Raw genomic sequence first — 19,242 nt, forward strand, 5'->3', positions numbered from 1 at the left:
AAAAGCGGCCTGAAGGGCGTCCGATCACATAAGTCTCCGACCCCCGAACGGGCACACCCGGTCGATTAGAGTGCTGCGAAGACCGGTGAGAGAACGGGACCTCGGACGGGGGAGGGCACGTCGTGACCACCACTGCCGCGGCCGTGTGGGGCCGCACCGAACAGCAGGACTTCCGCTCGCGCGTGCGCGGCTGTCTGCTCGGCGCCGCCGTCGGCGACGCGTTCGGCGCGGGCGTGCACGAGCGGGCGCTCAAGGAGATCCGTACGGCGCACGGTGAGGCGGGTCTCGCCGAACCGCCCGACGGCGTCCTGCCGGTCACCGCCGCCACCCAGATGAGCCTCTTCACCGTCGACGGCCTCATCCGCGCGCACGTGCGCCGCGACAGCGGTGTCTGGCATCCGCCCACCGAGGTCCACCGGGCCCTTCTGCGCTGGGCCGCCACCCAGCGCGACTGGGGCCCGGACGAGCGGCGCCACGACAACGGCTGGCTCGGCCGCCAGGAGTGGCTGTACGCCCGCCGCCGGCCGCCCCGCGCCTGCCTCACCGGCCTCGGCGACGAGCGGCTCGGCACCCTGGACGAGCCCAAGAACCCCGACGCCGGCGACTCCGGCGCGCTCGCCCGCTCCGCGCCCTTCGGCCTGCTCGTCGGCTGGGAGCCCGCGCTCGTCTGCCAGCTCGCCGTCGAGTGCGCCGCCCAGACGCACGGCGCGCCCGCCGCGACGCTCGCGGCCGGCGCGCTCGCCGTCACCGTCCACGGCGTGGCCCGCGGCGCCTCCGTCGAAGCCGCCGCCGGTACGGCCCTGAGCCTGCTGGCCGCCCGCCCCGGCCACGAACCGGTGACCGAGGCGCTGACCCGCGCCCTCGGAGCCGTACGCGAGGGCGTCCCCGACGCGGATCGGGTGGCGGCGCTCGGGGCGGACGAGGACCGTGCGGAGGGGCAGCTGGCGGCCGCCGTCTACTGCGCCCTCGTCGGCGAGGACGTCCGCCACGGGCTGCGGCTGGCCGTCAACCACGACGGCCCGTCGGCGGTCACGGCGTCGGTCACCGGCGCGCTCCTGGGCGCCCAGCACGGCGAGACGGCCCTCCCGCCGTCCTGGCTGGCGGCGCTGGAGGGCCGCGCGACGCTCCTGGAACTCTCCGACGACCTGGCCCTAGAACTCACCCAAGCCGCCACCCTCCACACCCCCACCTGGCACACCCGCTACCCGACCCCGTAACCCCCGAGCCCGGGTTGCGGGCTGCGCCCCGCCCGGCCGGGCCACGCGACTGCGGGCCGCGCCCCGTTCCGTTGCGGGCTGCGCCCGTGCCGCACCTCGTTCCGTTGCGGGCTGCGCCCCGCCACCCCGTTTCGTTGTGGGCAATCGTTCCGCTGGGGCGGAACGGGTGGGCACAACGGAACGGCGCCCTGCACCGGGCCTAGGTTCCCGCGCCTGAACGCCCCGCACACGCGAGGCCGCACCGTGGGTGTGCCCACCCGTTCCGCCCTGCGGAACACCTGCCCACACGGTGGTGGGCGAGGCCGGTGCGGCCCGCACGGGCGTGGACGGAGGCCCGCGCGGCGGCGGGACGGTGCAGCCCGCACGGGCGTGGACGGAGGCCCGCACGGTAGCGGTACGGTGCAGCCCGTACGGGCACGGACCTGGTGGGTGCAGCCCGTACGGGCACGGGCCAGGCAGGCGCAGCCCGTACGGGCACGGACCTGGTGGGCGCAGCCCGTACGGGTGCGGGCCAGGTGGGCGCAGCCCGTACGGGCTCGGGCCTGGTGGGCGGAGCATGCGGGGGCACGGGCGGAACGCTCGTACAGGGGTGGGCCCGCAAGGTGTGGGGCTCGTCCCGGAGGGTCACCTCATTAGTTCGCCCGCGTTGACCAGCAGCGACTGCCCCGTGATCGCGCGGGCACGCGCCGACGCGAGGAAGGCGACCGCGTCGGCGACGTCGCCGTCGGTCGCCAGCTCCGGCAGGGCCATGCGCGACGTGAGCCGCGCCAGCACCTCCTCCTCCGACACCCCCTCCGCCGCCGCGCTGAAGCGCACGAACGCCTCGACCGGCGGCCCCCACATCCACCCCGGCAGCACCGTGTTGACCCGGATCCGGTCCGGCCCCAGCTCCCGCGCCAGCGAGTACATCGCCGAGGTCAGCGCCCCCTTGGACGCCGCGTACGCCGCCTGCTGCACCTGCGTCGGCGCGGCGACCGCCGACTGCGTACCGATGAAGACGACCGACCCGCCGCCCGCCGCCCGCAGCGCCGGCAGGCACGCCCGCGTCATCCGCAGCGTCCCGAGCAGATTGACGTCCAGCACCCCCTGCCACGTCGCGAAGTCCGCGTCGGCGAGCCCGCCGAAGTACGAGTCCCACGCGGCGACCTGCACCACCGCGTCCACCCCGCCGAACCGCTCGACCGCCAGCGCGGCCAGCGCCTCGCACTGCGCCTCGTCGGTGATGTCGGTCGGAAGGTGGGCGGTCCGCCGCCCGCCCGGGTCGATCGCGGCCGCCGACTTGACGAGGTTCGCCTCGGTCCGCGCGCCGAGCACCGCGTTGCCGCCGTCGCGCACCACCGCCTCCGCGACGCGGTGACCGAGTCCGGTCCCGACGCCCGACACGACGACCGTCTTCCCCTGGAGCAGCATCCGGGTGTCTCCCGCCTCTGGTCACTGATCTGACGGTCCGTCAGAGTAGGTCCCCCGAGCCGCACTGGGAAGGGAGACGGCGATGAGTGACGACGACGACCGTTCAGCCGACACGTACGGGGAACTGGCCGCGACCGGCCCGTACGGGGTCCGCCCCGGCCACGCCCTGATCACCATGGTGGAGCCGCACCCGGGCCACGAGTACGCGTACAACCGCTGGTACGAGGACGACCACTACTACGCCGGCGCGATGGCGATGCCCTGGATGTACGCGGGCCGCCGCTGGGTCGCCACCCGCGACCTCCAGGGGCTCCGGACGCCCGAGAAGTCCGCCGTCGCCCAGCCGGTCACCTCCGGCTGCTACCTCTCCACGTACTGGATCACCGACGGCCGCTACGACGAGCACATGAAGTGGACCGTCGCCATCAACAAGCGGCTCAACCGCGACGCCCGCGTCTACCACGACCGCACCCACGTCTTCACGTCCTTCCAGGACCACGAGACGACCGTGTACCGGGACGGGGCGGCCGGTCCGCGCGACTTCCACGCCCTCGACCACCCCTACGCGGGCCTGATCCTCCAGGTCGTCGACTGCGCCGGCCCGGAGGAGCGCGCCGCCCTCCTCGAACGCCTCGTCTCCCGCGAACTCCCGCGCCGGCTCGCCGGTTCCCCGGCGGCGATGGTGACCGTCTTCCGCCCGACGCCACTGCCCGGCGACCGCATGACGTACGTGAAGCAGGTGGAGGGCGTCGACACCCGCCTCACCCTGCTCTGGTTCCTGGAGCGGGACCCGCGCGACTGCTGGACCGAGCACTTCGCGGACCTCGGCACTCTCGGGGGAGAGCAAGGTAGGGGTGAGCTGGTCGCGCCTTTCGTCCCGACCGTCCCGGGCACGGACCGGTACGTGGACCAGCTGAGGTGACAGGCCCCACTGAGGGTCCCGCCGAGCCCCGGACATGAGCGTGCCCTCTCGGCCAGGTCGGCGGACCGGACGAGAGGGCGGCTCTACGGGTGATGCGGGTGATGCGGGCGGCTCTGCGGACCTCAGAGGGCCCCGTTGCTCACCTGGCCGACGAAGGCGTTCCACGAGCCCGGTCCGAAAGAGATCGACGGACCCTGCGGAGCCTTGGAGTCGCGGACGTCGATGGCGGCGACGGCCGGGGACTTCACCTCGACGCAGGCGCCGTTGCCGCCGGAGTAGGAGGACTTGGTCCAGTTGTCGGTGGCACCCTGGATGATGGCCATGATGTGCTCGCTCCGGTTCTGCCCGAGGGGCGTCAGGATCGTTGCCGGGGTGATCTCCACCGGCCTGATCGACGCTACTCGCCGGTCCCGAGCGGTGGGACCGGCGTTCACACGACCGGGTGGCATATTCCAACTGAGCTTCCGTCGGGCCGAGTCGGGGGTGTACGGTGCCTGCCCCTCAGTGGTTCAGACCTGCCCGACCCGCCCCACACCCGCCGGAACCGCCCCGATGACCGGCTCTGTCAGCCCTGCGCGTACTTCTTCGCGATGTCGGCCACGAAGTCCCGCGTCTGCTCCACGCCCAGCGCCTGCGCCCGCAGGTGCTCGTACATGTAGCTGTACTTCGACACGTCAGGCCCCTTCTCCAGATACAGGTCGCTCGTCACGCCCTCGATGTAGACGACGCTGGAGTCGGAGGCGTCCGGGAACTCCAGGATCGAGTACTGGCCGCTGATGCCCGGGTGCGCGCCCGTGTCGAAGGGCAGCACCTGCACGGTCACGTGCGGCAGGTGCGACTGCTCGACCAGGTGCTCCAACTGCTCGACCATCACCTGCCGGTTGCCGACGACCCGGTGCAGCGCGGCCTCGTCGATGACCGCCCACAGGCGCAGCGGGCGCTCGTCGTCGCGGATCCGGTCCTGGCGGCGGGTGCGGACGGTGGCCCGCTTCTCGATGTCCGCCGGCGTCGACTCGGGCAGCGCGCCGGAGATGACGGCGGTGGCGTACGCGCGGGTCTGGAGGAGACCGGGAATGATCTGCGGCTCGTAGACGCGCAGGCTCTGCGCGTCCGTCTCCAGACCGATGTAGACGCTGTACGGGATGTCGCCGAAGGCGTGCCACCAGCCCTGCTGGCGCGAGTCCTTGGCCATCTGCATGAGGGAGTTGACCATGGCCTCGTCCTCGACCTCGTACACCCCGCACAGGTCGCGCACATCGCGCTGGCTGATGGAGCGGCGGCCGTTCTCGAGACGGCTGATCTTGGACTGGGAGACGAGGAGGCGCTCGGCGACCTGCTCGGCCGTCATGCCCTTGCCCTCGCGGAGCTTGCGCAGCTCCTGGCCCAATCGGCGTCGCCTGACGGTGGGGTTGACACTGGACGCCACGGAAACTGCACCTCCGGCTGCTGTCTGCGATGCGTAGCTGTGAGTATCTACTGCTTGGCAGACTGCCACCAATGGTGCCGCGTGCGCTGGGAAAACCCGACAACGCGGTGCGGGGGACGCGGATGTGCGGGGCGCCCGAAGGCACCCCGCACTCCTTGTGCGGCTCCCGGAAGGGGTATGTGGTGCGGTGGAACGGCGATGCGGTGGTGCGGTCTTACGTGGTGCGGCGGTGCGTGGTGCGCCGTGGCCTCAGTGGGCCGCGGCGCGGGCCATGCTGCCGCGCGGCTGGGCGGGTACGCCCGGGCCGTTGCGGCGCGGCTGTGCGGCCGCGCCGTTCTGGACGTCCATGACGGCGTGCGCCACGAGACCGCCCATCGGGTCGTGCCGGATCAGGTCGCGCAGTCGGGACCGCGACGACCGTCCTTCGTTGCCGGGGTACAGGTGCTTGCCGAGTCCGACCGCGTGGGCCAGTGCGGCGAGCGCCGCGGTCCGCGGGTCCGGCGGTACGCCGGTGCGGATCGCACTGTCCAGCCGGGTTCTGATCTCCCGGCTGATCGCCGTGTCCGTCGCCTGGTAGCGAGTCGTCGGCAGCACCCCGCACATCTGGCCCTCCACGGCATGCACCATGCCGCATCGCTCCAGATGCGAGAGATACGTCTGGCGGAGCCCCAGTCGGGGCCCGCCGATCCAATGGACGGCCCGTACCGGACTGCCGCGCCTGCGCAGCAGTTCCAGTGCGGAGTCCAGAGTCGGATCTCCGGTCGGCCGTGGCATCACCACGGCGATACGATCCCCGTCAGGGGCTATCCGTCCTGCCAGGGCCAGCTCTACTAGCTGTGCTCCGGCCAGGCCCAGATCGAGCGACTGCGGCTGCGCTGTGGTACCCGTGGTCGGGTCCAGAGCGAGCAGCAGAAGCTCCTCCGGAAGTGTTCTGCGGCTCCTGCCCATCCATGCCTCCCCGCGTGGATGAATGACAGGGTGACCCCTCTCACATTCATCTGTCGAGAGTGCCTGGGTGGTTCGTCCGGGAACCAGTAGGTATGTCGTTCTCGTCTAGCACGGGAGCCAAGGGGTTCACACAGGACACTGGTAGACGGTTCGGACGTACGCATGACGCATGGAGGAGGCACGGTGGCGGGCGAGTCCCCCGACAGGGCGGAGCAGCAGGGGTCGTCGGAGGGCAAGACGTCGGCGGCGTCGTCGACGGTTGCGTCGTCGGTTCCTCCGGCGTCCGCGGTGTCCGCGCCGGATCGGGTGGACCAGCCGACGGCGGTCTTCAAGACCCTGGCACCGCGCACACCGGAGGACGACGCGGAGAAGCCGGCTGAGGAATCGATTCCGGAGCCGGCGGAGTCCGAGGAGTCCACGGAGTCGGCGCCCGAGGGTGAGCCCGAGGGTGATCGTCTGAAGCAGGCCGTGGCGGCGTGGGTCGCGACGGCGGCGAAGACGGACGAGGACGGGGACGAGGCCGACGGCGAGGCCGAGGACGGCGATGAGTCCGGGGACGAGCCCGAGGGCCGCGCCGACACTGAGGCGCCTGAGACGCCTGAGACGGCCGAGGCGCCTGAGGCCGTAGAGGCGCCCGTCGAGCCCGAGGAGCCCTCCGGGGCCGCCGGGGCGGCGGAGGACGCCGAGGAGCCCGTGAAGGCCCCTGAGGCGCCCGTCGAGGCACCGAAGGCGCCGGAGCCGTCGTGGTTCGCCGCGAAGAAGACCGCGGAGCCTGCGGCTGAGGCCAAGCCCGAGCCGGAGGAGAAGGCCGCCGCACCGCGCGCCGAGAGCCCGGTCGACCAGCCCACCACGATGTTTCGGGCCGTACGTCCTCCGGCTCCGGCCGCGCCCGCCGTGGACCAGCCGACGACCGCGCTCAAGCTGCCGCGCGACCTGGCCGGCCCCGGCGCCGAATCCGACAGCGAGCGGACGAGCACCTTCGTACCGCTGCGTCCGGACATCCCCGCCGAGCAGAAGGCGGCGAAGACCCCGGCGCAGACCCCGGCCCCCACCGCCAAGCCGACGCCGACCCCGACCCCGGCATCGACCCCGAAGCAGGCCCCGAAGCCGACCCCGGCGAAGGCCACCGTGCCCGCCCCCGCCCCCGCTCCCGCGCTCGGGGAGCCCGAGCGGACGCGGCAGCAGCCGCTTCCGCCGCTGCCTCCGCTCGACCTGCTCGCGGAGCTGACGAACACCCCGCCCCCGCCGCCGAACGCCTGGCGTACGACGCTGCGCCGGGTCCGGATCTGGACCCCGCTGGTCCTGCTCCTCCTGATCGTCTTTGCGATCGCGCAGATGGTCCGCCCGCTGCCGGCGCCCGTCCTGAAGCTCTCCGGCACCCCGGCGTACACCTTCGGCGGCGGCGCGCTCCAGATGCCGTGGCCCGGCGAGGGCCAGGGCGCGGTGGAGGTCGAGGGCGTCGGCTCCATGGGGACGTACGGGGCGCAGAAGCCGGCTCCGATCGCGTCCGTGACGAAGACGATGACCGCGTACGTGATCCTCCGCGACCACCCGATCAAGGGGAAGCAGAAGGGCCCCGAGATCACGATCGACAAGAAGGCGGCCGACCAGGCGAAGGCCGTGCACGAGTCGACGGCGGCCGTGAAGGAGGGGCAGACCTACACGGAGAAGGAGCTGCTCCAGCTCCTGATGATCCCGTCGGCCAACAACGTGGCCCGGCTGCTCGCGCGCTGGGACGCCGGTTCGGAGCAGGCGTTCGTCGACAAGATGAACGCGGCCGCCAAGGACCTGGGGATGACCCAGACCCGCTACACCGACCCGTCCGGCCTGCTCGACTCCACGGTCTCGACCCCGAAGGACCAGCTCAAGCTGGCGAAGGCGGTCATGCAGTACGACGTGTTCCGCGAGATCGTGGACATGCCGAACGCGACCATCGAGGGCGTCGGCTACATCGAGAACAACAACAGCCGGCTCCTGCTCAAGCCGGGTGTGAGCGGCATCAAGACCGGCTCCTCCACCCCCGCCGGCGGCAACCTGCTCTGGTCGGCCAACACGGTCGTCGACGGCAAGACCCGCCGCATCCTGGGCATCGTGATGGGCGCGCAGAACGCCGAGCAGCTCAGCAAGAAGCTCGAACTGTCGCTGGACTACAGCTACGAGCTGATCAAGAAGGCGCAGGACGACGTGACCTCCGCGTCCGTGGTGAAGAAGGGCCAGGTCGTCGGCTACGTCGACGACGGCCTGGGCGGCCAGACGCCGGTCGTGGCGACGAAGGAGATCAAGGCGGTCGGCTGGCCGGGCCTCAAGGTCAAGCTGGCGCTGACCGACGGCGGCAAGGCCGTCCCGCACTCCGGCAAGGCCGGGGACGTCGTCGGCACGGTCTCGATCGGCGAGGGCGCCGGGAAGGTCAGCGCCCCGGTGGCGCTCCAGGCCGACCTGGTGGAACCCGGCTTCGACAAGAAGCTGACGCGCGTGAGCTGACGCGCGCCGGCCGACCGGTCGCGCGTACGGCCAGCAGGGCGCCCCGGACGGCCGGGGCGCCCTGCTGTTAGCGTCTTCGGGGGCTTTGTGCGCCACACGAAGCAGTACGCGAAGCAGTACGGGACGCAGTACGAGAAGCAGTACGCGGAGCAGTACGAGAAGCACCACGGGAAGCAGCAGGGGAAAGGGCCGCAGTGACCACCGTCGAGCCGACACGCGCGAGCCGCAGCACGGCCGCCGCGCCCCTCCCCGAGCAGGACACAGGGCGGGACGCAGGACGGGAAGCAGGGCGCGACACCGGGCCGGACTCAGGCTCGGGCACCATACCGCCCGCCGGGGGTACGCGCTCCCCGCAGGACGCAGAGGCGGACGTCACGCAGGATGGCACTCAGGAGGAGGCCACGGTCACCCAGACCGCGTCCCCCGCCTCCCCCGTGTCTCCCACCCCTCCCACACCCCCTCCCGGTTCACCTTCGCGAATAGTGCTCCCGAACCAGCGCTCCGCCCCCGAGCGGACCTCGCCCCAGCCGCAGACCCCGTCCGCGCCCGCGCCGCGGCGGCGCAAGCGCCGCTACCCGGTGATGGTGGCGACGGGCGTCGCCGCGCTGCTCCACGTGCTGTGGTTCTTCTACTTCGCGAACAGCGGCGGCGACCTCGCGGCGCAGGACGCCTGGGCCGAGTTCGTCGGGCGGCACCCCGACTCCGCGTACAACCTGGCCTGGTACGGCGGCATGCACCCGGTCTCGTACAGCGTGATCTCGCCGTACGTGATGTCGGTGCTCGGCGTCCGGTCGACGATGATGATCGCGGGGACGCTCTCCGCCGCCCTGACCGCGCTGATCCTGGTGCGGGTGCCGGCGGTCCGGAACCCGATGGCCTGCGCGCTCGCGGGCGTCTTCGCCTTCCTCTGCAACGCGCTGTCGGGCCGGGTGACCTTCGGCCTCGGCATGATGTTCGCGGTCGGCGCGGTCGCCGCCGTCTTCTGCTGGCCGCACCGCTGGCGCCGCAAGCGCTGGGCGAAGGCCGCGGTGGCGGCTCCGCTGGCCGGGCTCGCGACGGCGTGCAGCCCGGTCGCGGGCCTGTTCCTCGGGGTCGTGGCCGGCGCGCTCTTCCTCAACAAGCGGAGGCCGGGCGCGTACGCCATCGGCCTCGCCCCCGTAGCGGTTGTCGCGGTCTCCTCCTGGCTCTTCCCCTTCTCGGGCACGCAGCCGATGGCCTTCGGCTCGACGGCGCTGCCGCTGCTCTTCGGGCTCCTCGTGCTCGTCCTCGTACCGAGGGACTGGCGGACGGTCCGCACGGCCGCCGCCTGCTACACGGTCGGCACCTTCCTGACCTGGCTGATCGACTCGCAGATCGGCTCGAACATCTCGCGGCTCCCGATGCTCTTCGCGGGCGTGGTGCTGCTGGCGGCGCTGCCGTACACGCGCCCGCGCTCGCGGCGCTGGTACGCACTCGTCGTCGCCATCCTCGGCCTGAACTCCTGGATCGGCTTCAAGGGCGTCGACGACGTGATCCGCACCCGCCCGGACGCCTCCTGGGCCTTCGAGGTGGCCCCGCTGATCAACCAGCTCCAGGTGCGCGAGGCCCGCAAGGCGCGCGTGGAGGTCGTCCCGGCCTCCAGCCACCGCGAGTCCTCGGCGCTCAGCCCGTACATCAACCTGGCGCGCGGCTGGAACCGCCAGGCGGACATGGAGCGCAACCCGCTCTTCTACGACGACACCCTCAACGCCGTGAACTACCGCGAGTGGCTCCACCGCTGGGCCGTGCGGTACGTCGTCCTCCCGACCGGCGCCCCCGACTCGGGCGCGGAGCGCGAGGCGGAGCTCGTGGCGAAGGGCCTGCCGTACCTGAACCAGGTGTGGGCGGACGCGAACTGGCGGCTGTACGAGGTCACCGACGCGACGCCGCTCGCCGACGCGCCGGCCCAGGTCGAGCGCGCCGCCGAGAACGAGGTGGTCCTCCACCTCGACCGCCCGGCCCGGGTGAAGATCCGTGTCCCCTACTCGCCGTGGCTGGCGCTGATGGACGGGAACGGCGGCAAGGTGGAGCCCCCGCAGGAGACGGAGGCGTCGAAGCTGGCCCGGGAGGAGCCGGGGGCGGAGGAGCTCCCGAAGGTCTTCGCCAACGAGAACGGCTGCCTGGTGAAGGCGGAGCCGGACGAGGAGGGCGACGAGTGGACGGAACTGGTCGCCCCCAAGGCGGGCACGTACCGCCTGGCGGCCCCGTACAAGATGTTCCCGCGCGGCACGGCCTGCCCGCAGGAACTCCGCTGACGCCCCTGACGGTCACTCATAAGGAGGGCGCGGGCGGCGGAGGACTGCTCAGGCGGGCGCCGGGGCCCTAGGGTCGTCCCATGCGGCAGGAACCAATTGAATCGGGGTCGGCGGACGTGACGGACGCGGGAGACGTGGCGACGGAACCGAGGCCGGACCCCGAGGCGCCGGAGGCGGCCGGCCCGCCCGCGCCGCGCAGGCGCCGCCTCTCCCCGTGGGTGGAGTACCCGCTTCTGGCCGTGGTGGCCCTGGGCCTGGCCTTCCTGATCAAGACCTTCCTGGTGCAGGCGTTCCTGATCCCCTCGGGCTCCATGCAGAACACCCTCCAGGAGGACGACCGCGTCCTGGTCGACAAGCTCACCCCCTGGTTCGGCTCGGAGGCCGAACGCGGCGAGGTGGTCGTCTTCCGCGACCCCGCCGACTGGCTGGCCGGGCACGAGATGGAGCCGCCCAGCTCCGTCCAGAAGGCCCTCGGCTTCGTGGGCCTGATGCCCGCGGCGGGCGAGCAGCACCTGATCAAGCGGGTGATCGGCGTCGCGGGCGACACGGTCGAGTGCGAGGGCACGGGCCCCCTGAAGCTGAACGGCGTCCCCCTGGACGAGCCGTACGTCTACGCCGGCAACACCCCGTGCAGCAACGACGCGGGCGGCCAGTTCAAGGTCACCGTCCCCGCCGGCCACCTCTGGGTCATGGGCGACCACCGCCAGGAGTCCCAGGACTCCCGCTACCACCAGAACGACGGCCAGGGCGGCATGCTCCCCCAGAAGGAGGTAGTAGGCCGAGCGATCGTAGTGGCCTGGCCACTCCCGCACTGGTCAACGCTGCCGATCCCGGACACGTTCAAGACCCCCGAAAACTGACGCGACTAGGCACAACGCACGGCGAGGAGCCAGCCCCCCATGCCCATCATCGTCACCTTCGACCTCCCAGGCGCCGGCCAGGACCTCTACGAAGAGGTCATCGCCCAAGTGACCAAAGGCCAAGGCTTCACCCGCTTCGCCGACCTCCCGAACCCGGGCCTCATCTCCCACGCGGCGGGCCCGGTCGACGGCGGCTTCCGGGTGACGGAAGTCTGGGAAACCCCAGAAGCCCTGGAAACCCACGCCCAGACCTTCGCCCCCATCCTCGCCGCCCTAGGCCACCCCAACCTCCACCCCACCATCACCCCAGCCCACAACGTGGTGGTCCACTAGCCCCCCCCCCCCGAGCCGCCCGAGAACACGGAAGGACCCCCGCCAAACCCGGCAGGGGTCCTTCACACATGTGCCCCCGGCAGGATTCGAACCTGCGACACCCGCTTTAGGAGAGCGGTGCTCTATCCCCTGAGCTACGGAGGCGGGGCGGGGACAGCCTAGCGGATGGGGGGTGGTGGGGTGGGGTTGTGGGTGGGGGTGGGGGGCGCATAGCTTCGCGGGGGTGGGTTGGGGGTGAGGTTGGAGGGTTTGTGGGGCGTTGTGGGGATGTTGGGCAGCTGACTTGTGGTGGGGCTCCGTTTGAGGTGGGGGGTGGGGTGTATGTGAGGGGGCCTCGGACGTTGCGGGAGTTCGTCGAGGTCGTTTGGGGGTTTGGGGAGCGGGCTTTTCTGGTGTCGGAGGGGGAGGTCCTTACCTATCGGGGGTTCTTCGATGCCGCTTGTGGGCTGGCTCGGCGGCTCGTTAGGGAGTACGGGCTTGTGCCGGGGGATCGGGTCGTCGTGGCGATGCGGAATCTGCCGGAGTGGCAGGTCGCCTTCTGGGGGGCTCAGCTGGCGGGGCTGGTGGTGGTGCCGCTGAACGCCTGGTGGAGCGAGGAGGAGTTCGCGTACGCGCTGGAGGATTGTTCGCCGGGCGTGTTGCTGGTGGATGGGGAGCGGGTGGCTCGGGTGCGGGCCTGGGCGCGTCGTGCCGGGGTGCCGGGGATCGTGTTCCGGGGGGAGGCGGAGGGCGGGTTCACCGCGTACGAGGTCGACGACGATCCGCTGCTCGGGCCGCCCGATGTCGAGGTGGCCCCCGAGGACGACGCGACGATCTTCTACACGTCGGGGACGACCGGGCGGCCCAAGGGGGCCGTCGCCACGCATCTCGCGCAGGTCGGGGCCGCGACCCATCCGCGGTACTTCGCCGCCGCGGCCGCCCTCGCGCGCGGGGAGCGGCCGGGGGGCGGGGCGCCGATCGTGTCCTTGACGACGTTTCCGTTCTTTCATGTCGCCGCCTTCACCTCGCTCTACGCCGTCATGGCGGGGGGCGGGACGCTCGTCATGATGCGGAAGTGGGATCCCGCGCGGGCGCTGGAGCTCATCCGGGAGCACCGCGTCACCCATTACGCGGGGGTGCCCACCACCGCGCTCCAGCTGCTCGCGCTCGCGCGGGAGGCCGGGGATCCGCTGGAGAGCCTCGTGCTGCTGAGTACGGGCGGGGCCGCGGCGCCGCCCGGGATCACCCGGGGGCTCGCGGAGGGGTACGGGGAGCGGATCGAGCCGCGGAACGGGTACGGGCTCACCGAGACCTGCGGCGGGGTCCTCGCCAATGTCGGGGCCGAGTACCGGGACCATCCGGGGAGCGTCGGGCGGCCCTCGCCCGCCACCGAGGTGCGGATCGAGGCGCCCGGGGAGGACGGGGTCGGCGAGCTGTGGCTGCGCGGGCAGTCGCTGTTCCGCGGGTACTGGGGGGACCCGGAGGCGACCCTCGCCGCCTTCGCGCCCGGCGGGTGGTTCCGTACCGGTGATCTCGCCCGCGTGGACGAGGCGGGGCGCGTCTTCATCGTCGACCGGCTCACCGACATGGTGATCCGGGGCGGCGAGAACGTGTACTGCGTCGAGGTCGAGGGGGTGCTCCAGGCACACCCGGACGTCCTCGACGCGGCCGTGGTCGGGGTGCCCCACCCCCTGCTGGGCGAGGAGGTCGGGGCCGTCGTACGGCTCCGGGCGGGCGCCTCGGCCGGCGCGGACGAGCTGCGGGCGCACGTCGCCGCGCGCCTCGCCGGCTTCAAGGTGCCCGTGCACGTCCTCGTACGGGAGGGAGAGCTGCCCCGGAACCCGGCCGGGAAGCTGCTCAAGGGGCCGCTGCGGGAGTTGCTGGAGGCGGCCGTCGTCGGCCTCGGTTGACGGGGAAGTCGGTGGTGCCGGGGGGCGTTGTCAGTTTCGGGTTATGCGGATGCGGTAGTTGCCTGTCGTGTCTTCGTCCAGGACCGCTATGCGGATGCCGTGGGTGCGGTCGGTGAACGTCTCGCCGGGGCGGAAGGGGGCGTCGGAGAGTTCGGCGTGGACGTTGGGGCGGCGGGTGCAGCCGCCGCTCGCGCGGTCGCTGTCGGCGACCGTCACCGGGCCGTGGCCGGTGTCCACGTCCGACTCCACGCGGTAGACGAGGACGCCCGGTTCGCAGACCGCCTCGTCGTTGCCCTCGCGGGTGCGCACCTCGACGGCGTAGCCGGTGGTGTCGGAGAGCGGGACGAAGACGAGCTTGGGGCCGCCGGGGACGGCCAGCGGGGTGATCAGGTGCTCGCTGGTGCCGGTGGCGGAGGCGCAGCGGATCTGGTCGTTGTCGAGCCAGCCGAGCTTCCACTTGTGCCAGCCGAGCAGGTCGTTGTTGGCCCCCCAGTCCTCGGACATGATGTCCCAGTGCCCGACCGTGCCGCCGCCCTCGGCGGTGTAGAGGTCGGGCAGGCCGAAGACGTGTCCGTTCTCGTGGGGGAGGACGCGGTAGCCGGTCTCGGCGTAGCTGCCGGAGCCGTCGTCCTGGCGGCTGTAGACGAAGGACGTGTTGGCGAGCGGGACGCCGTCGGCGTAGGGCGCGTCGTCGTTGCCGGAGAAGGTCACGGACAGGACGGTGTCGAGGGCGGAGGGGCCCGCGTTCGGCGTGACCAGGACGTTGACCAGGTCGTAGGCGCTGAAGTCGACCTTCGGGTCGGCCGCCTTCACGATGTCCTCGACGAAGGAGCGGTAGCCCGGCTCGTACGGGGCGCCGCGCTCGATCCCGTACGAGGAGAACGGCCGCGGCATCCGCAGCCAGTCGGGTATCGGGGTCTCCGACTTGTACTGGAGCCGGCCGTAGGAGCTGACCCGGAACCAGTCGGAGGTCTGCGGGAAGAACTCCCGGAAGCGGGACATCGCCGTGCCCTCGCCGCGCGCGTCGGGGAAGTCGACCATGAGGGTGAGGGCGCGGACCAGGCCCGTGGAGCGGGCGTACCCGGGGGCGGTCGGCAGCCCTTCCGACATCTGCACACCCATGGTGGTGGCGATGCGGCACGGTCCGAGCCGGGTCGTGTCCGGCGCGGCGGCCACCGGGCCCGCCGAGGCCGGGGCGGGCCCGGGGAGCGTGGTGCTCGCCGAGACGAGCACGGTGAGCAGAAGGGCCGAGGTCGCCGCGAGGGCGACCGGTCCGCGTATCCGCCGGCGGGTGTGCTGCATGCGGTCGCCTCTCCGGTCGGGGCCAGGTCAGCGGCGTGGGGCGCCGTGCGATCAGCCTGTGCGGAGTGGCGCGGGGGCGCGCGCCGGGTGGACCGATCGTGGGTATGCGCCCCCGGCGGGTCGAACGTGACCCAGGTCACAGTCGGGGTCGAAATAAGCGGGGACTCCCTCCCCGTTTAGGAGAGAGTTCGATGAAGTGGGGAGTGTTTCCCCGGATCCCCTGGAGTGCCGGATTCCCGGAGTTCCTTCATGGATCCGAAGGCTGAGGAGGTGGTCGTGGCGTGATCCGCACCGACGGAGAAGTGTCCGTGGAGGGCGTGGAGCCGGCGATGTCGGCGGCTCAGGCGACGGCGCCCGCGACGCCCGCGGCGCCCGCGACGCCCGCGACGCCCGCCGCGCCCGCGCGCCGCGTGCCCCGACCCCGTGCCGACGCGCTGCGCAATCGTGAGCGGCTGGTGACGGCGGCCCGCGAGATGTTCGTGGAGTTCGGCTGCTCCGTGCCGTACGACGAGATCGCGCGGCGGGCCGGAGTAGGTAACGCCACTCTCTATCGGAACTTCCCCGAGCGGCCCGAGCTCGTCCACGAGGTCGTCCTCTCGCTCCTCGCCCGGCTCACCGAGCGGGCCGAGCGGGCGGCCGCCGAGGAGACCGACACCTTCGGCGCCGTGCGCCGCTTCGCGCTCGCCGCGGCCGACGAGCGGGTCGGCGCGCTGTGCCCGATGCTCGACGGCACCTTCGACAAGGACCACCCCGACCTGGTCGTCGAGCGCGAACGCCTGGAGGAGGCCGTCGAGGGCCTCGTCCGGCGGGCGCAGGAGGCCGGCCGGCTCCGCGCCGACGTCGGCGTCGGCGACCTGATGGTCGGTGTCTCCCAGCTGACCCGGCCGCTGCCGGGCACCGGCTGCGAGGACTTCGCCCCCTTCGTCCACCGTCATCTCCAGCTCTTCCTCGACGGCCTGGAGGCGCCCGCCCGCTCCGTACTGCCGGGGGCGGCGGCGACCCTGGGGGACCTGAGACGCGACGCGTGACGGCCCCCGGCCTGCCCCGATCTCCCGATTTTCCTGATCGCTGATTCACCTTCTCCTTTCCCGGGACGTCCCTTTTCTTCCCGTACGCACCAAGAGGTGGCTACACCCATGCCCAAAACAGCCGAGACCGAGACCGCACGGTCGACGGCCGGCCTCCAGCCCGACCCCGGTCGCTGGAAGGCCCTCGTCTTCATCGCCCTCGCCCAGCTGATGGTCGTGCTCGACGCGACCATCGTGAACATCGCCCTCCCCTCCGCCCAGCAGGACCTCGGCATATCGGACGGCAACCGGCAGTGGGTCATCACCGCCTACGCCCTCGCCTTCGGCGGTCTGCTGCTCTTCGGCGGCCGCATCGCCGACCTCTGGGGCCGTAAGCGCACCTTCGTCGTCGGCCTGATCGGCTTCGCCGCCGCCTCCGCCCTCGGCGGTGCCGCCACCGGCGAGGCCACGATGCTCGGGGCCCGCGCGCTCCAGGGCGCCTTCGGCGCGCTCCTCGCGCCCGCCGCGCTCTCGCTGCTCGCCGTGACCTTCACCGACGCCAAGGAGCGCGCCAAGGCGTTCGGCATCTACGGCGCGATCGCCGGTGGCGGCGGCGCCGTGGGCCTGATCCTCGGCGGCTTCCTCACCGAGTACCTGAACTGGCGCTGGACCTTCTTCGTCAACATCCCGTTCGCGATCGTCGCCGCCGTCGGCGCGTACTTCGTGATCCGCGAGCCGGCCGGCGGCCGCAACCGCTCCGCGCTCGACATCCCCGGCGTGATCCTCTCCACCCTGGGTCTGGTCGCGCTCGTCTACGGCTTCACCCGTGCCGAGTCCGAGGGCTGGAGCGACGCCGGCACGATCGGCATGTTCGTCGGCTCGGTGGTGCTGCTCGGCGCCTTCGTGCTCGTCGAGGCGAAGGTGAAGAACCCGCTGCTGCCGCTCCGCGTCCTCACCGAGCGCAACCGCGGCGGCGTCTACCTCTCCCTCGGCCTCGCCGTCATCGCGATGTTCGGCCTCTTCCTCTTCCTGACGTACTACCTCCAGGTCGTGAAGGGGTACTCGCCGGTCAAGACGGGCTTCGCGTTCCTGCCCATGATCGCGGGCATGATCATCGGCTCGACGCAGATCGGTACGCGGCTGATGACGCGGGTCCCGCCGCGGCTGCTCATGGCCCCCGGCTTCCTGACCGCCGCCGTCGGCATGCTGCTCCTGACGCAGCTCGCGGTGGACACCTCGTACGCCGGGCTGATCCTGCCCGCGCAGCTGCTGCTCGGCCTCGGCATGGGCACCGCCTTCATGCCGGCCATGTCCCTCTCCACGCACGGCGTGGACCCGAAGGACGCGGGTGTGGCCTCCGCGATGGTCAACACCTCGCAGCAGGTCGGCGGCGCCATCGGCACGGCCCTGCTGAACACGATCGCCGCCTCGGCGACGACCGCGTACCTCGTCGACCACGCGGCCGGCGCGACCACCCCGGCCGCCCAGAAGCTGGTCCAGCTCCAGGGCATGGTCGAGGGCTACGCCGCCGCGATCTGGTGGGCGGTGGGCATCCTGGCCGTCTCCGCCGCCATCGCGGCCGTGCTGATCACGACCGGGAAGCCGGAGACCGGTGTGGTCGCCGGATCCGGATCCGGTTCCGGTTCCGGCGCGGGCGCCGAGGACGAGGTGAAGGTGCCGGTCATCGCGCACTGAGCCTTCGGACGGCAACCACAACCTGCCCTGGCTCCGCTCAGCGACTCGCTCAGCGGAGCCAGGGCAGGTCCGCGTCCGGGTCCGTCGGCTCCAGGCCCTCCGCCATCACCCGCATGATCGTGCCGAGCTGCTCGACCTGCTCGGGGCTGAGCCGGTCGAACATCGCCTGGCGCACCGCCGCCACGTGTCCGGGCGCGGTGCGCCGCAGCACCTCCACGCCCTCCTCCGTGAGGAGGGCGAACTGGCCGCGCTTGTCGGAGGGGCACTCCTCGCGCCGGACCCAGCCGTTCTTCTCCAGGCGTGCGACGGCGTGCGAGAGCCGGGAGCGGGTGATCTTGGCGCTCTTCGCGAGCTCGGTCATGCGGAGCCGGCGGTGCGGGGCCTGGGAGAGCTGGACGAGCAGGCCGTAGTACACGTGCGGCATGCCCGCGTCGCGCTGCAACTGGCGGTCGAGGTGATCCTCCAGGAGCGTGGTGGCGTGGAGGTACGAGCGCCAGACGTGCTGTTCGCCGTCGCTGAGCCAGCGCGGTTCGGTCGTGTCTCCCATGGCACCCATCTCTCCCATGCCACCCATCGTACGACCCGTTCTTGAAAGTTGAACTATGTAGGTTTAGGCTGCATGCATCAGCTTGAAGTTTCAAGAACTTCTCACACGTCTGCCGGAGGAGGAGGCGTCACCATGGTCGCCACGCAGGAACGGATGCCCGCGCTCTACCTGTCCCACGGCGCCCCGCCGCTCGCCGACGACCCCGTCTGGCCCGGCGAGCTCGCCGCCTGGTCGGCGGACCTGCCCCGCCCCAAGGCGATCCTCATGGTCTCCGCCCACTGGGAGGAGGCCCCGCTCGCCCTCGGCGCCACCGAGACGATCCCCCTCGTCTACGACTTCTGGGGCTTCCCCGAGCACTACTACCGGGTCCAGTACGGCGCCCCGGGCGCGCCCGTCCTCGCCGAGGCCGTCCGCAAGCTGCTCCGCTCGCCCGGCACCCCCGTGCAGGACATCCCCGACCGGGGCCTCGACCACGGCGCGTACGTGCCGCTCGTCGAGATGTACCCCGGCGCCGACATCCCGGTCCTCCAGATCTCCATGCCCACCCTCGACCCGCGCCGCCTCATGGACATCGGCCGCAGGCTCGCCCCGCTGCGCGACGAGGGCGTGCTGATCGTCGGCAGCGGCTTCTTCACCCACAACCTCGCCGCCCTCCGCCACACCGGCGGCGGCGTGCCGGGCTGGTCGGCCGAGTTCGACGCCTGGGGGTACGAGGCCCTCGCCGCCCAGGACGTGGACGCCCTGCTCGACTTCGAGCACAAGTCCCCGGCCGGCCGCCTCGCCCACCCCCGTACGGAACACTTCGCCCCGCTCTTCGTCACCATGGGCGCGGCGGACGCGGCCGGCGACCTCGACGCCGAGCGCTCCGTGATCGACGGCTTCTGGATGGGCCTGGCGAAGCGATCCATCCAGTTCGGCTGAGCCCCCCGCAG

The 19,242-nt window shown here is 72.1% G+C and carries 16 protein-coding genes and 1 tRNA gene; 10 read left to right on the forward strand and 7 right to left on the reverse strand.

Annotation, left to right across the window (positions count from 1 at the left end):
• Positions 1 to 122 precede the first annotated feature (122 nt).
• Entirely contained in the window at positions 123 to 1,217 is a 1,095-nt protein-coding gene (locus ACFXMG_RS26935; RefSeq protein ID WP_383817351.1) for an ADP-ribosylglycohydrolase family protein, read from the forward strand.
• 624 nt (positions 1,218 to 1,841) lie between these two features.
• On the opposite strand, the gene ACFXMG_RS26940 is transcribed toward ACFXMG_RS26935, so the two are convergent.
• Positions 1,842 to 2,627, reverse strand: a complete 786-nt coding sequence (locus tag ACFXMG_RS26940; protein ID WP_383817353.1) for an SDR family oxidoreductase — start codon at positions 2,625 to 2,627, stop codon at positions 1,842 to 1,844.
• Positions 2,628 to 2,709: 82 nt separating this feature from the next.
• Here ACFXMG_RS26940 and ACFXMG_RS26945 point away from each other — a divergent pair, with 82 nt between their 5' ends.
• Positions 2,710 to 3,549: a hypothetical protein gene (locus ACFXMG_RS26945; protein ID WP_383817355.1), complete on the forward strand. Its 840-nt coding sequence runs from the start codon at positions 2,710 to 2,712 to the stop codon at positions 3,547 to 3,549.
• A 122-nt stretch (positions 3,550 to 3,671) separates the two neighbouring features.
• Here ACFXMG_RS26945 and ACFXMG_RS26950 read toward each other — a convergent pair whose 3' ends face one another.
• From ACFXMG_RS26950 to ACFXMG_RS26960, 3 genes are all read right to left on the reverse strand, one after another.
• Complete coding sequence (locus tag ACFXMG_RS26950) at positions 3,672 to 3,872, reverse strand: DUF397 domain-containing protein (protein WP_383817397.1); 201 nt, start codon at positions 3,870 to 3,872, stop codon at positions 3,672 to 3,674.
• A 242-nt stretch (positions 3,873 to 4,114) separates the two neighbouring features.
• Positions 4,115 to 4,975 carry a helix-turn-helix domain-containing protein gene (locus tag ACFXMG_RS26955; RefSeq protein WP_383817357.1) on the reverse strand — a complete coding sequence of 287 codons (861 nt, stop codon included), beginning with the start codon at positions 4,973 to 4,975 and terminating at the stop codon, positions 4,115 to 4,117.
• Between the two features lie 249 nt (positions 4,976 to 5,224).
• A complete protein-coding gene (locus ACFXMG_RS26960) occupies positions 5,225 to 5,923 on the reverse strand; it encodes a GPP34 family phosphoprotein (RefSeq protein ID WP_383817360.1) in 699 nt (232 codons plus the stop codon).
• 162 nt (positions 5,924 to 6,085) lie between these two features.
• Between ACFXMG_RS26960 and ACFXMG_RS26965 the strand changes: the two genes are divergently transcribed.
• The 4 genes from ACFXMG_RS26965 to ACFXMG_RS26980 all read left to right on the forward strand — a co-directional run bounded on the left by ACFXMG_RS26965 (position 6,086) and on the right by ACFXMG_RS26980 (position 11,870).
• The gene (locus ACFXMG_RS26965; RefSeq protein ID WP_384119844.1) at positions 6,086 to 8,404 is read left to right on the forward strand and encodes a serine hydrolase; all 2,319 of its coding nucleotides are present in this window, start codon (positions 6,086 to 6,088) and stop codon (positions 8,402 to 8,404) included.
• A 581-nt stretch (positions 8,405 to 8,985) separates the two neighbouring features.
• Positions 8,986 to 10,677, forward strand: coding sequence for an MFS transporter (locus tag ACFXMG_RS26970; RefSeq protein ID WP_383817399.1), 1,692 nt, complete (start codon positions 8,986 to 8,988; stop codon positions 10,675 to 10,677).
• 80 nt (positions 10,678 to 10,757) lie between these two features.
• The gene (gene lepB, locus ACFXMG_RS26975; RefSeq protein WP_383817365.1) at positions 10,758 to 11,537 is read left to right on the forward strand and encodes a signal peptidase I; all 780 of its coding nucleotides are present in this window, start codon (positions 10,758 to 10,760) and stop codon (positions 11,535 to 11,537) included.
• Positions 11,538 to 11,576: 39 nt separating this feature from the next.
• A complete protein-coding gene (locus tag ACFXMG_RS26980) occupies positions 11,577 to 11,870 on the forward strand; it encodes a hypothetical protein (protein ID WP_383817368.1) in 294 nt (97 codons plus the stop codon).
• 71 nt (positions 11,871 to 11,941) lie between these two features.
• Here the strand turns inward: ACFXMG_RS26980 and ACFXMG_RS26985 are convergent.
• Positions 11,942 to 12,014: transfer RNA gene (locus tag ACFXMG_RS26985), tRNA-Arg, on the reverse strand.
• Positions 12,015 to 12,121: 107 nt separating this feature from the next.
• Here ACFXMG_RS26985 and ACFXMG_RS26990 point away from each other — a divergent pair.
• Positions 12,122 to 13,759: a class I adenylate-forming enzyme family protein gene (locus tag ACFXMG_RS26990; RefSeq protein ID WP_383817371.1), complete on the forward strand. Its 1,638-nt coding sequence runs from the start codon at positions 12,122 to 12,124 to the stop codon at positions 13,757 to 13,759.
• 30 nt (positions 13,760 to 13,789) lie between these two features.
• Here ACFXMG_RS26990 and ACFXMG_RS26995 read toward each other — a convergent pair whose 3' ends face one another.
• Positions 13,790 to 15,061 carry a M6 family metalloprotease domain-containing protein gene (locus tag ACFXMG_RS26995; RefSeq protein WP_383817374.1) on the reverse strand — a complete coding sequence of 424 codons (1,272 nt, stop codon included), beginning with the start codon at positions 15,059 to 15,061 and terminating at the stop codon, positions 13,790 to 13,792.
• A gap of 329 nt (positions 15,062 to 15,390) precedes the next feature.
• Between ACFXMG_RS26995 and ACFXMG_RS27000 the strand changes: the two genes are divergently transcribed.
• Positions 15,391 to 16,089: a TetR/AcrR family transcriptional regulator gene (locus ACFXMG_RS27000; protein WP_383817402.1), complete on the forward strand. Its 699-nt coding sequence runs from the start codon at positions 15,391 to 15,393 to the stop codon at positions 16,087 to 16,089.
• Positions 16,090 to 16,197: 108 nt separating this feature from the next.
• The gene (locus tag ACFXMG_RS27005; RefSeq protein ID WP_383817377.1) at positions 16,198 to 17,763 is read left to right on the forward strand and encodes an MFS transporter; all 1,566 of its coding nucleotides are present in this window, start codon (positions 16,198 to 16,200) and stop codon (positions 17,761 to 17,763) included.
• A 49-nt stretch (positions 17,764 to 17,812) separates the two neighbouring features.
• Here ACFXMG_RS27005 and ACFXMG_RS27010 read toward each other — a convergent pair whose 3' ends face one another.
• Positions 17,813 to 18,319 (reverse strand): MarR family winged helix-turn-helix transcriptional regulator, encoded by a 507-nt coding sequence (locus ACFXMG_RS27010; RefSeq protein WP_384119852.1) that lies wholly within the window; start codon positions 18,317 to 18,319, stop codon positions 17,813 to 17,815.
• A 123-nt stretch (positions 18,320 to 18,442) separates the two neighbouring features.
• Here ACFXMG_RS27010 and ACFXMG_RS27015 point away from each other — a divergent pair, with 123 nt between their 5' ends.
• On the forward strand, positions 18,443 to 19,231 hold the full coding sequence (locus tag ACFXMG_RS27015; protein WP_383825048.1) for a dioxygenase: 789 nt from the start codon (positions 18,443 to 18,445) through the stop codon (positions 19,229 to 19,231).
• Positions 19,232 to 19,242 lie beyond the last annotated feature (11 nt).

Origin of the sequence: Streptomyces sp. NPDC059201, assembly GCF_042754585.1 — a bacterium.
Classification (GTDB): domain Bacteria; phylum Actinomycetota; class Actinomycetes; order Streptomycetales; family Streptomycetaceae; genus Streptomyces.